A 12207-nucleotide genomic window follows, 5' to 3' on the forward strand; every position below is an offset into this window, starting at 1 on the left:
CCCGCCGGCGCCCGTCCGGGTCAGGCTCGACGCATGCGCCGAGCGACGAGCGTGCTGCCGCCGGCAGCGAGGAGCAGTCCGGCGAGGAGCATCAGCGGCAGGAGCTCGGCACCGGTGAAGGCGAGGCTCCCGGTACCGGCACCGTTGCCGACCGCGCCGGCTCCGGCACCGCCGACGCCGCCCGCACCGCCTGCGCCGCCTGCACCGCCGGGGGTCCCGGGGGTCCCGGGCGTTCCCGGCGTTCCCGGATCGGTCGGGTCGACCGGCGCTGCTGCGACCGCGAAGGTCACGGCGGCGGGATCGCTCACGAGGGTGCCGATCGTCTCGACCGCCTCGGCCTCGTGGTCACCGACCGCGACGTCGGGGAACGTGACCGTCCAGGTCCCGTCCTCGTCCGCGACGGTCGACAGCGTGCCCTCGTCGTCGCCGTCGAGCGTGACGTCGACGTCCGCGCCCGGCTCGGCCGCACCCGTCACCGGGACGTCGGTGGTGTCGTCGTCCGCACCGACCGTGTAGTCCGTGCCGTCCTCGGGTGAGGTGATGGCGATGCCCGCGAACGGGTCCGCCTGCACGGTCGCCGACGCGAGGTCGACGGTCGCGAGGTCCGCCGCCGGCAGCAGCTGCACGCGGACGGCCCTGACCGTGGTGGCCCCGGAGTCGTCGGCGGTCGGCTCGGTGAACCCCGGAGCGGTCTGCGAGTTGATCGTGATCGAGACGAGTTCGTTCACGACGTCGAGCAGCGGGTCGAGTGCCGTGACGGTGTCGGTCACCGTGGTGAGCAGGTCCGCCACGGTGTCGGCGACGAAGTCCCCGCCGAGCACGTCACCGACGATGCCGGTCAGCGCCGGGACGATGGTCGAGCCGAGCAGCGGCTGCAGCAGCGGGTCGAGCGTGGCGAGCACCGGGCCGAGGATCCCGTCGCCGGCGACCGTGAGCGTCGCGCCGTCACCGGTGCCGAGCAGGTCCCCGACGGTGGTGTCGACCGTGAGGGTCAGCCCCGCGGCGGGAGCATCGAGCAGGTCGACGCCGGTGTCCACGACGAGCTGCACGTCGGCGACGTCCAGGGCGTTCGTGAGCGTGGTGGTCAGCAGGGTCGGCAGCTGCTCGGTCAGGATGTCCGAGATCGCGCCCGTGATCTGCGCGTTGATCGTTGCGTCGTCGAGCAGGGTGGTGTTCGCCGGCAGGTCGTTCAGCGTGTAGAGCTGCGCGAGGTCGATCGTGACCACGCCCGAGGACAGGTCGATCGTGACCGGCCCGTCGGTGAGCGGCTGCTGCGTCGCGGTGGTGACCGCGCCCTGCAGGTCCACGTCGGCCGTGAGCTGCGCGGTGGTGTCGTCGAGCGTCAGCGCCCCGAGCCCGAGGGTGTTGAGGGCCTCCGTCACGGGGTCGACGAGCGCGGCGGTGAGGTCGGTGGTGCGACCGTCCGCACCGATCGCCGCGTTCACGGTGTCGTCGGCGGTGCCGAGCGTCGTGTCCAGCGACGTCACGAGCTGTTGGACGGCCGGGCTGACGAGCCGGACCTGTGCGCCGGCGACCTGGTAGTCGGTGGTGACGTCAGGAGCGCCGAACGTGCGTGTCGCCTCGGCCCGGGCGGACAGCGCGCCGAGTCCGACCGAGAGCTCGCTCACCACGTCGTCGACGTCGAGGTCACCGAGCAACGGGGTGAGGTTCACCGTGGCGCCGGTGCCGGGGGTGCCCGGACCGACCTGGATCGCACCGTCCGCGCCGACGGCTCCGGCGGCGGCGACCGCCGAGGTCGTGTCGGTGCTCGCGACCTGGCCCGCGACACCGACGTTCACGAGACCGTTCTGGCCGAGCAGCTGGATGCCGCCGGGGACGTTGATCCCGATGCCGTTCAGCACCGAGAGGTCGAGCGGGTCGGACTGCCCGGCGGTCGCCCCACCGGGAGCGGTGGCGCCGAAGGACCCGGCGAGCGCCGCGACGCTGTCGAGGTCGATCGAGCCGCTGCCGGACAGCAGACGCCCCTCGGCCTGGGTCACGTCGCTCGCGGCGGCGTGTGCGGGGAGGGCTGCTCCCCCGATGATCACGGCCGCGACGGTGGCCGTGGCGCCCGCGCGGAGCGCGAAGCGTGTTGCAGTGCGTGGCATGGTGCCTCTTCCTCCAGGCGGAGGTCGTCCGCCTGCTGATCCATCCCCCGCTGGTGGGGCGGGGGATCCGACGGGCGCGCTGGTGGGGCGGCCCGGAGTCACGTGTGCGCGTCGTGCTGCGCGCGGGCGCGGCTATCCGGAGCGATCACCTCCGGCGAGGCGGGGAGCGGTGCAGGCGACGTCCACGGACGGGCGCTCCGGGTGAGCGCGCATCGTGCGTTCTCGTGCCATGTCCTGATCCCCCCGGGTGGGCCCGACGACGTCGTCGGGCTGAGGATGAGCGGTTGGTGAGACCGCCTTTCCTGAGCAATCTACAAGTGACGGCCGCGGTCGTGGCGATACCCCCGTTCGGGGTACCGGGTGATCGATCAGTTCGACTGTTGACAGTTAGGGATCTAACGGTTAGCGTTCTGATCATGACGCAGCAGGCACCCCGGTTCGACTCGCCCCTCCAGCAGATGCGCTGGATCGGGTGGGCGCAGCGCAAGGCAGCCGAGGAGTGGGTCCGCGAACGTGACCTCACCCAGGAGCAGAGCTTCGTGCTCGGGTACCTGCAGCACACGCCCGGCGCGATCCAGCGGGACATCGCCGACATCACCCGGACGAGTGCGGCCAGCGTCTCGAGTCTCCTGCAGGGACTCGAGCGTCGCGGGCTCGTCGAACGCCGGGCGGACACCGAGAACGCCCGGACCAAGCGCGTCTTCGCCACCGACGAAGGGGTCGCCCTCATCGCCGGCTTCGAGGACGCCATGCTCGCCCTCGACGACGTCCTGCTCGCACCGCTCGATCCCGACGAGCGCGCCACCCTGCAGGCGCTCCTGCACAAGGTGACCGCGGAACTGCCGGAACCCACCCGGTGACCTGACCCGCGCCTCCAGGCCCGTCCAGGAGGCGCGACCCACCCACGCGCGTCGGCACCCGCCGATCGCGTCATCAGTCATGCCCTGCGGCGCCGACCCACGGTCGGCGCGCGCTCCGCCCTGCCCAGAAGGAGGCAGCCATGAGCACCACAGCACCCGACACCGCCGCGGCGAAGAACCGCTGGTACCTGTCCGCCGCACCGATCGGTCGCGCCCTCATCCACCTGTGCGTCCCGATGGCCGCCGCGATGGTCGTCAGCGCGGTCTACAACGTCATCAACGCGGGCTTCATCGGCTCGCAGCACGACACCTCGCTGCTCGCCGCGATCACCTTCGGCACCCCGCTCCTCGGCATCATCATGGCCGTCGGCGGCGTGTTCGGCGTCGGCGGGAGTGCCCTCATGTCGCGCATGCTCGGAGCGTCGGAGCACGACCCCGCCAAGGCCGAGGACATCAAGCGCGTCGCCTCCTTCGCACTCTGGGGAGCGGTCGTCACCGGAGCCGTGCTCGCCGTGCTCGGGCTGGTGTTCCTGCACCCGCTCGTCGCCGTGCTCGGCGCCGACGCCGCGGCGGTCCCCGCCACCAGTGCGTACGTGTCCGTCATACTCGCGTTCGTCCCCGTGCTCGCCGCCTCGTTCGCACTGGAGCAGATCGTCCGGTCGGAGGGTGCCGCACGGCAGGCCATGATCGGACTCGTCCTGTCGACGGTCGGCAACCTCGTGTTCGACGTGCTCTTCATCCTCGTGCTGCACTGGGGCGTCGCCGGTGCGGCGCTCGCCGTCGGGCTCGGCAACGTCGTGGCGATCGGCTACTGGATCGTCTGGCTCCAGCGGAACAGCGCGAACGTGAGCTTCGCGCCGAAGTGGTTCACCCTGCGGGCGGACGTCCTCAAGCCGGTGTTCGGCATCGGGTCGAGCGAGCTGCTGCAGTCCGGGTTCCTCATCGTGACCACCCTCGTGCTGAACAACCTCGCGGCCGCCTACGGGGACGACCCCCTCGCGGCCATGGGCGTCGCCGTCCGCATCGCACAGGTGCCCGAGTTCCTCGTGATGGGCGTGACGATCGGCGTGCTGCCGCTGCTCGCCTACGCGTTCGGCAAGGGCGACGCCGCCAGGCTCCGTGCCGCGCTCCGCGGAGCCGCGTTCACCGTCGGGACGATCGTCCTGGTCTTCTCGGGCACGGTCTTCGTCTTCCGCGAGCAGGTCTTCACGATCTTCTCCGGTGACCACTCGGTGCTCGCGATCGGTCTGACCATCCTGACCGCGCAGCTCGTCGCCACGATCGTGAACGGGTTCACCGGGCTGCTGACCTCACTGTTCCAGGCCACCGGGATGGTGCTGCCGGCGATGGTGCTGTCGATGGCGCAAGGGGTGCTCTTCATCCCGATCGTCATCGTCGGGAACCTGTGGTTCGGGCTCGCCGGCATCGTCTGGGCGCTCACCGTCACCGAGGTGCTCGTCTTCGTCGCGGCGCTCGTGCTGTGGGTGGCGTCCCGTGGGCGGATCGCCCGAGGACTCGCCGAGGGCTCACCCGAGCGGGCGGAGGCAGCCCTGGAGGAGACGGCTGCCTGACGGACGCGTCGGCGCCGGGGTCGGACCTGCTCCCCGAGCGCCGCGGTCAGACCTGGTCCCCGAGCGCCGCGGTCAGATCTGCTCCCCGAGGAAGTCCGCGTACGACGGCTCGTCCCAGGTCGGGCCGACGGCGCGGAGCGTCTCCTCCGGGCCGTCGAGCCGCGCGGCGAGCAGATCGGCGATGTCCTCGGGCGAACGCAGACCGTGGCGGTGCCAGTCCTCAGGGCGACGGTCGGTCACACGAGCACCAGCTCGACGACGGACACGGCCAGCGGGCCGAGCGGCGCGCGGGGTGCGCCGACGAACAGTTCGAGGGGGTGGGGGAACGTCTTGACAGTGGCGGTCACGTCGACAGCCCTCCATCGGGGTGGTGCGCACCCCGGATCCGATCGGACCGTCCCGTTGCGCCAGACCCCGCAGACCGCGAGGGCATCAAGACGACGGAACCCTGAGTCGGTCCGATGTCCTCCAGGGTACGGTGCCGAGACCATCCGCAGCAGAACCGTCCGGAACACGCATCGAGCGCTCGCCGGCGTGCGTCGGTACGGTGGGCGGGCACGTCCGTACCCCCGAGGAGCCCCATGCCCCTGTTCGGCACCCAGCAGCCCCCGCACGCCGAAGCACCGCCGAGCCAGGTGACGAAGCAGTGGTCCGACTCGTTCGGCGGCCTGGCCACCCGTTGCCTGCAGCTGATCGTCGTGCTCGTCGTCGTGATCGGCATCGTCTACGCCGCAGCGACGTTGAGCGTCGTCACGATCCCGGTGCTGCTCGCGCTCATCATCGCGTCGGCCATGCACCCCGTCGTGTCCTGGCTCCGCCGGCACCGGGTGCCCTCGGTGCTCGCGACGCTCGCGGTCCTGATCGGTGTGCTCATCGTGCTCGGCCTGGTCAGCTGGCTCATCGTCGTGGCCGTCGTGTCGCAGTGGCCAGACCTGCAGAAGTCTGCCCTGAGCGGGTTCGACAAGCTGCAGGACTTCTCGAAGACCCTGCCGTTCTCGATCGACCAGTCCCAGATCGACGAGGCGGTCAAGGGCATCCAGGACTTCGTCACCAGCTCGCAGTTCGGCGCCGGAGCACTCGCCGGGGCTTCGGCCACCGCGAACTTCCTGACCGGCCTCGTGCTGATGATCGTGGTGCTCTTCTTCTTCCTCAAGGACGGGCCGCGCATCTGGGAGTTCCTGCTCCGCCCGTTCACCGGCTCCCGCTACGAACGTGCCCGCCGGGTCGGCGACCGGGTCGTGCAGACGCTCGGCGGCTACGTCCGCGGCACCGCGACCGTGGCCGCCGTGGACGCGGTCGGCATCGGCGTCGGCATCGCCATCGTCGGCGTGCCGCTCGCACTCCCCCTCGCCGTCGTCGTGTTCATCACCGCGTTCATCCCGATCGTCGGTGCAACCGCGGCCGGCATCCTCGCGGCACTCGTCGCCCTCGTCGCGCTCGGTCCGGTGCAGGCGCTGATCGTCGTCGGCATCGTGGTCCTGGTCAACCAGCTCGAGGGCAACCTGCTCCAGCCGGTGCTGATGGGCAAGACGCTCAAGTTGCACGGCCTCGTCATCCTGATCGGGTTGACCGCCGGCACGGTGCTCGCGGGCATCACGGGTGCGATCATCTCGGTGCCGCTCCTCGCCGCCGCCTGGGGCGCGATCCAGGTGTGGGACGGGCCCGACCAGCCCGCGCGCCCGTGGCGGCAGAAGCGCGTGGAGACCGCCGAGGCGCGTTGACGCGGGTGCGGGCGCGGCGGCCGGCGCCCTCGCCAGCGCTGGCGCTGCCGAGTCGGTACGACAACGTCGATGTCGTACGACAGCGGTCTCGTCGCGGTCCCGCGTCCGCAACTGTTGCGCACGCGAGGGTTCGACAACGTCGATGTCGTACGACATCGACGATGTCGTCGGCACCGGGACGCCGTGACACGGAAGGGGCCCCCGCACATCGCGGAGGCCCCTTCGTCGTACGTCGTGTCGGCGTCAGTCGGTGCCGGAGTCGAACGCCGCACCCTCGGACGCGAGGTCCGTCCGTCGACCGAGCGCATCGTCGGCATCCGAGGTGACGACCGCGCCGCCGAGGATCTCCTCCGATTCACCCGACTCGAGCTCGCCGACGAGGTCGCCCGTCGCCCCGCCGATGAGACCGGCGGCGGCGTACTGCTCGAGCCGCGCCCGCGAGTCCGCGATGTCGAGGTTGCGCATGGTCAGCTGGCCGATGCGGTCGTCCGGACCGAACGCAGCGTCACCGACACGCTCCATCGAGAGCTTGTCCGGGTGGTACGACAGCGCCGGGCCCGTGGTGTCGAGGATCGTGTAGTCGTCACCACGACGGAGCCGCAGCGTGACCTCGCCCGTGACCGCCGAGGCGACCCACCGCTGCAGGGACTCACGGAGCATGAGCGACTGCGGGTCGAGCCAGCGGCCCTCGTACATCAGGCGGCCGAGCCGGCGACCTTCGGTGTGGTACGACGCGACGGTGTCCTCGTTGTGGATCGCGTTGAGCAGCCGCTCGTAGGCGATGTGCAGCAGTGCCATGCCCGGCGCCTCGTAGATGCCGCGGCTCTTCGCCTCGATGATGCGGTTCTCGATCTGGTCGGACGCACCGAGACCGTGGCGGCCACCGATCGCGTTCGCCTCGTACACGAGCGCCACGGCGTCGGCGAACTCGACGCCGTTGATCGCGACGGGGCGACCGGCCTCGAATCGGACGGAGACGACCTCGGTCGCGACCTCGACGTCGTCACGCCAGGCGGCGACGCCCATGATCGGCTCGACGATGTCCAGGCCGCTCGAGAGCTCCTCGAGGCTCTTCGCCTCGTGCGTGGCGCCCCAGATGTTCGCGTCCGTCGAGTACGCCTTCTCGGTGGAGTCGCGGTACGGGAAGCCCCGGGCGACGAGCCACTCGCTCATCTCCTTGCGACCGCCGAGCTCCTCGACGAACTCGGAGTCGAGCCACGGCTTGTAGACGCGCAGTCGCGGGTTCGCCATCAGGCCGTAGCGGTAGAACCGCTCGATGTCGTTGCCCTTGTAGGTCGAACCGTCGCCCCAGATGTCGACGCCGTCCTCCTTCATGGCGCGGACGAGCATCGTGCCCGTGACCGCGCGGCCGAGGGGCGTCGTGTTGAAGTAGGTCTTGCCGCCGGAGCGGATGTGGAAGGCGCCGGTCTGCAGGGCGACGAGGCCTTCCTCCACCAGGGCGCTCTTCGCGTCGACGAGTCGGGCGATCTCGGCGCCGTACTCGTGGGCGCGTCCGGGGACGGCGTCGATGTCCGGCTCGTCGTACTGACCGATGTCGGCCGTGTACGTGCAGGGCACCGCTCCCTTCTCGCGCATCCAGGCAACGGCGCAGGAGGTGTCGAGACCTCCGGAGAACGCGATGCCGACTCGTTCGCCGACGGGGAGACTGCTCAGGACCTTGGACACGACGTCAATCGTACGGGGAGTCCAGCCGGTACATCGACGGCGTGTGTGCCCGAGGAAAGGACTGCGGTGCCCCTGGAGGGACTCGAACCCCCAACCGTTTCCTTAGGACGGAACTGCTCTTCCATTGAGCTACAGAGGCTGGCCCACCCACTCTAGCGGCGGAAGTGCTGGAGGAAGGCCCGGAGCTCGTCGACGAACAGCGCCGGCTGCTCGAACGGCGCGAAGTGCCCGCCCCGGTCGAGCTCGTGGTGGTACACGAGGTTGGCCGTTCGCTCGAGCCACTCCCTCGGCGCCCGGACGAGGTCGCCCGGGAAGATCGAGAACCCGGACGGCACCTCGACCCGTCGTGCCATCTGCTGCGCCGGCACCGCTGCGTTCGCGTGGTACATCCGCATCGCCGAGCCGATCGTCGCCGTGGCCCAGTACTCGGTGAGCAGCGCCAGGACCTCGTCCCGCGTGTACACCGACCAGAGGTCCCCGTCACAGTCGCTCCACGAGCGGAGCTTCTCGACGATCCACGCAGCGAGCCCGGCAGGCGAGTCGTTCAGGCCGACCGCGGCGGTCTGCGGCTTCGTCCGGTGCAGCATCGCGTAGGCGCCCTCGGCCGTCCGCCACCGGTCGGTCTCGGCGACGAAGGCCTGCTCGGCGGGTGACAGTGTCGATGCGTCAAGCCCGGGCCATGCGAGTCCGCCGTCGACCCGGTGCACGGCGACGACCCACTCCGGGTGGTCGAGCGCGAGGTACCGCGCGACGTGCGTGCCGATGTCCCCGCCGGACACTGCGAACCGCTCGTACCCCAGGTCGGTCATCAGCGTCACCCACATCCCGGCGACGGCGCGTGCGTCGATCGGCTGGGGCGGGGCGTCGGAGAACCCGTATCCGGGCATGTCCGGCACGACGACGTCGAACCCGGCGTCGACGAGCATCGGGAGCACCTTGCGGTACCGCCAGCCGGAGTCCGGCCAGCCGTGCGCGAGCAGGACCGGCAGCGCATCGGGGGCCGCCGCGCGGGCGTGCAGCACGTGGATGCCGATGCCGTCGACCTGGACGCGTCGCGACGGCAGTGCGGCGAGCGCTGCCCGGTGGGCGTCGAAGTCGAAGCCGTCCGCCCAGTACTCGACGAGCGGACGGAGCTCGTCGACGTCGACGCCGAGCGACCACCCCGCGCCGGCCGGGGCGTCCGGCCAGCGGGTCGCACGCAAGCGAGCACGCAGGTCGTCGATCGTCGCGTCGTCGATCTCCGGGGTGTCGGCCATGTCCCGACGCTACGCCGCACCACCGACGACTCCGCCGCCGCCGACACCGACCCCGCCCTCGTCGGCGACGGTCATCGGCCCCTGCTCACCGCGTCGTCCTCGCCGCAGCGACGGTCCCGAGCAGTGCGACGATCGCGAACGCCCCGAACCCGAAGGGCAGCGCGATCGCGCTCCCGACACCACCGACGACCAGCGGACCGATCGCGTCCCCGGTCTCGCGTCCGAGTTCGGCGGATCCCATCGTCCGCCCGAGCCGATCCGGCGGGGTGGTCCCCGCGAGGTGTGCGAACGCGACCGGTGTCAGGACCGCGACGGCCGCGCCCGCGAGGAGGGCTGCCACGAACAGCGTCCCGACGGCGGGGACGACGGCGAGCAGCGCGAAGGCCACGGCGATCCCGAGGGTGCCGACGACACCGGCCGTCCCGGCTCCGAGCCGACCGGCGTCGTGCGCACGACCGGCGAGCGGCTGGACGAGCGACGACGTCACCGCGAGGACCGCGACCGCCAGCGTCGAGACGAGCAACGGGATCCCGACGCCGTTCCCGAGCGCCGGCAGCATGCCCGTGAGGGCGCCGATCGCGGCGGAGCCCACCGCGAGCACCACGACGGGCACCAGGAACTGCCGGTCGGCGACCGCGCGCAGCAGCACCGCGATCGTTGCCCGTTGTCTCGGCAGCGGCGCGATCCGCTCGACCCGCACGAGGACGGCCACGGCGGTCACCAGCGACATCGCGACGAGGATCGCGAAGAGCCACCGCGTCCCGCCGACGTGCACGATGAGCGCGCCGATCACCGGACCACCCGCGTAGCCGAGGCCCTTCCACGATCCGTACCGTCCGAAGTACGAGCCTCGGCGGTGTGCCGGCACGAGGCGCGCGACCGCAGCCGAGGACGCGGGCGAGAAGGCTGATGCGCCCGCACCCTGCAGGAGCCTCGCGAGTCCGAGCCAGAGGGGGCCCGCCCCGAAGACGCCGATCAGGGACGCCGCCGCGAAGACGACGAGCCCGCCGACGATCACGGGACGCGGACCGATGCGGTCGGACAGGGCGCCGAACAGGGGCTTCAGGATGAGTTCGGCGACGTCGTAGAGGGCGAGGAACACCCCGAGCCACGCGAGGCTCAGCCCGAGTTCGACGTGTTCGCCGCCGACGGCGGCCGCGATGCCGTTGGCGCCGAACGCGGTGACGAACCCGGCTGCGTAGAGCGGTCCGAGCCGCGGGGATGGTTGCTGCGGGCCCACACCGCAATGCTGGCGGACGACGGCGCCCCGCGCCAGCGCGCACCGCACGGGACGTCAGGCGCGGGTCGGGCCCGACCCGCGCCTCCCGTCCGTCACCACGTCAGTCGCGCTCCGTCGCTACGCGGCCACCAGGTACTCGTCCCACTCGGACTGCGGACGCTCGATGCCCCGGACCACCCACGACGCGCCGTGCGGCGCCTTCGGGCGGAACCGGAGCCGCCACCCCATCTCCTGCGGGGTGCGGTCGCCCTTGGTGTTGTTGCACGCCAGGCAGCAGGCGACGAGGTTCTCCCACGAGTCCTCGCCTCCGCGCGAGCGGGGCTGCACGTGGTCGATCGTGGTGGCGTGCCGGTCGCAGTACGCGCACCGGTTGGCGTCCCGGCGGAGGACGCCCCGACGCGACACCGGCACGAGTCTCGAGTGCGGGATGCGGACGTACCGGGTGAGGATGATGACGGACGGACGGTCGTAGGTCGACGTCGACCCCGTGACGGGGTGGTCGAGGTCTGCGGCGACGATGGCGGCCTTCTGGTTCATGACGAGCACGAGGGCCCGTCGGTCCGAGATCACCGCGAGGGGCTCGTAACCGGCGTTGAGGACGAGAGTGCGCATGGGTTCCCTTCCGACGTGCCTGGACGGCTTCCAGGCTGTGCGGGTGCGTCGGACCGGGGTACCGCGCAGGTGACCTCCGCTCGCGCGAACGACCCCTGAACCACGAAGAGCACCACCCGGATGGGCAGTGCTCTCGTCATGCAGGGGCGTGCTCGTGCACGCAGGCGGTGGTCGACCATATGTCGACGTGCGCGCGCCGACCCATGGTGCGGGTCGTGCGGAACGCTGACATGGGGTCTCCCTGCTCGGACCGTTCGGGCCGGTGCAGGGTCAGGCTACGTCAGAAACCGGCCCGGCACGAGGGTGCACGGGCCGGTTCCGGCGATGTTCACGGGAACGACGCCCGCGGCCTGCGTCAGATGCCGAAGCGGACGATGTGGTAGTCGCTGGTCCAGATCGGGCGGATCGACACCGAGCCACCGGGCTTCGGCGCGTCCATGATCATGCCGTTGCCCATGTAGAAGCCGTCGTGCGCCTCGTTGTTGAAGATCACGACGTCGCCCGGCTGCGCCTCGGACTCGGGGATGGTGGTGCCGGCCTGGTCCTGCAGCGGCACGGAGTGCGCGAGGTTGATGCCGTACTGCGCGTACACGAACATGACGTAGCCGGAGCAGTCGAAGCCCGACGGGTCGGCGCCGCCGAAGACGTACGGGGTACCGATGTACTGCTTGGCGGTGGCGACGACGGCCGGCAGCGAGAACGGCGTGTTCGCGGCGGTCGACGATGCGACGTAGTCGGAGGCGCTCGGGCCGGTGTACGACGCGTACTGCGAGGCGGTCTGCGCACGGGCGGCCTGGGTGGCCGCGGCCTGCTCGGACGCCTGCTTCGCCGCGGCGTCGGCGGCCTTCTTCGCTGCCTCGGCGTCGAGCGTGGACTGCGCGGTCGCGCCGTAGCCGTCGCGGCTCGTGCCGGCGAGGGCGACCGCGTCGGAGACGGAGAAGTTCTGCGCCTCGGTCGTGCGGACCTGGCGCTGTGCGTTCGCGGCGTCGGACCCGGTCGACTGCTGCGTCGCGGCGAACGCCGGGGCGACCGCGACGGTGCCGAACATGCCCGCGGCGACGGTCAGGACGACCGGCGCGAGGAAGCGGCGCTTGCGGGCCGACGAGCTCGCCTTCGACGAGGCGGCGGTGCGGGCGGCCTGGGCCGCGCGACG

At 71.4% G+C, this 12207-nt stretch carries 10 protein-coding genes and 1 tRNA gene; 3 read left to right on the forward strand and 8 right to left on the reverse strand.

Annotated features, from left to right (window positions below; all coding sequences use genetic code 11):
• Positions 1–20: 20 nt before the first annotated feature.
• Positions 21–2108, reverse strand: a complete 2088-nt coding sequence (locus tag Q7F20_RS15285; RefSeq protein ID WP_305740927.1) for a choice-of-anchor G family protein — start codon at positions 2106–2108, stop codon at positions 21–23.
• Positions 2109–2524: 416 nt separating this feature from the next.
• On the opposite strand from Q7F20_RS15285, the gene Q7F20_RS15290 reads away from it, so the two are divergent.
• Both Q7F20_RS15290 and Q7F20_RS15295 read left to right on the forward strand, forming a co-directional pair.
• A complete protein-coding gene (locus tag Q7F20_RS15290; RefSeq protein ID WP_305740928.1) occupies positions 2525–2968 on the forward strand; it encodes a MarR family winged helix-turn-helix transcriptional regulator in 444 nt (147 codons plus the stop codon).
• Between the two features lie 140 nt (positions 2969–3108).
• Positions 3109–4539 carry an MATE family efflux transporter gene (locus Q7F20_RS15295; protein WP_305740929.1) on the forward strand — a complete coding sequence of 477 codons (1431 nt, stop codon included), beginning with the start codon at positions 3109–3111 and terminating at the stop codon, positions 4537–4539.
• Positions 4540–4611: 72 nt separating this feature from the next.
• Here Q7F20_RS15295 and Q7F20_RS15300 read toward each other — a convergent pair whose 3' ends face one another.
• Positions 4612–4779, reverse strand: coding sequence for a hypothetical protein (locus tag Q7F20_RS15300; RefSeq protein WP_305740930.1), 168 nt, complete (start codon positions 4777–4779; stop codon positions 4612–4614).
• 341 nt (positions 4780–5120) lie between these two features.
• On the opposite strand from Q7F20_RS15300, the gene Q7F20_RS15305 reads away from it, so the two are divergent.
• Positions 5121–6260, forward strand: coding sequence for an AI-2E family transporter (locus Q7F20_RS15305; RefSeq protein WP_305740931.1), 1140 nt, complete (start codon positions 5121–5123; stop codon positions 6258–6260).
• 243 nt (positions 6261–6503) lie between these two features.
• Here the strand turns inward: Q7F20_RS15305 and argG are convergent, their stop codons facing one another.
• The 6 genes from argG to Q7F20_RS15335 all read right to left on the reverse strand — a co-directional run.
• A complete protein-coding gene (gene argG, locus Q7F20_RS15310) occupies positions 6504–7946 on the reverse strand; it encodes an argininosuccinate synthase (protein WP_305740932.1) in 1443 nt (480 codons plus the stop codon).
• 67 nt (positions 7947–8013) lie between these two features.
• A tRNA-Arg gene (locus Q7F20_RS15315) sits at positions 8014–8085 on the reverse strand.
• 13 nt (positions 8086–8098) lie between these two features.
• Positions 8099–9202, reverse strand: a complete 1104-nt coding sequence (locus tag Q7F20_RS15320; protein WP_305740933.1) for an epoxide hydrolase family protein — start codon at positions 9200–9202, stop codon at positions 8099–8101.
• An 85-nt stretch (positions 9203–9287) separates the two neighbouring features.
• Entirely contained in the window at positions 9288–10442 is a 1155-nt protein-coding gene (locus tag Q7F20_RS15325; protein WP_305740934.1) for an MFS transporter, read from the reverse strand.
• Between the two features lie 117 nt (positions 10443–10559).
• Positions 10560–11054, reverse strand: a complete 495-nt coding sequence (locus Q7F20_RS15330) for an HNH endonuclease (RefSeq protein ID WP_305740935.1) — start codon at positions 11052–11054, stop codon at positions 10560–10562.
• A gap of 355 nt (positions 11055–11409) precedes the next feature.
• Positions 11410–12207, reverse strand: a 798-nt coding sequence (locus Q7F20_RS15335) for a C40 family peptidase (protein ID WP_305740936.1), incomplete at its 5' end; no start/stop codon positions are given.

The sequence above is a fragment of the Curtobacterium sp. A7_M15 genome (genome assembly GCF_030705415.1).
Classification (GTDB): domain Bacteria; phylum Actinomycetota; class Actinomycetes; order Actinomycetales; family Microbacteriaceae; genus Curtobacterium.

Excerpts from the sequence above, each read along its gene's own strand:
- Q7F20_RS15285 (WP_305740927.1), bottom strand. The coding sequence starts at position 2,108 with ATGCCACGCACTGCAACACGCTTCGCGCTCCGCGCGGGCGCCACGGCC.
- Q7F20_RS15320 (WP_305740933.1), bottom strand. The coding sequence starts at position 9,202 with ATGGCCGACACCCCGGAGATCGACGACGCGACGATCGACGACCTGCGT.
- Q7F20_RS15305 (WP_305740931.1), top strand. The coding sequence starts at position 5,121 with ATGCCCCTGTTCGGCACCCAGCAGCCCCCGCACGCCGAAGCACCGCCG.
- Q7F20_RS15330 (WP_305740935.1), bottom strand. The coding sequence starts at position 11,054 with ATGCGCACTCTCGTCCTCAACGCCGGTTACGAGCCCCTCGCGGTGATC.
- Q7F20_RS15290 (WP_305740928.1), top strand. The coding sequence starts at position 2,525 with ATGACGCAGCAGGCACCCCGGTTCGACTCGCCCCTCCAGCAGATGCGC.
- Q7F20_RS15295 (WP_305740929.1), top strand. The coding sequence starts at position 3,109 with ATGAGCACCACAGCACCCGACACCGCCGCGGCGAAGAACCGCTGGTAC.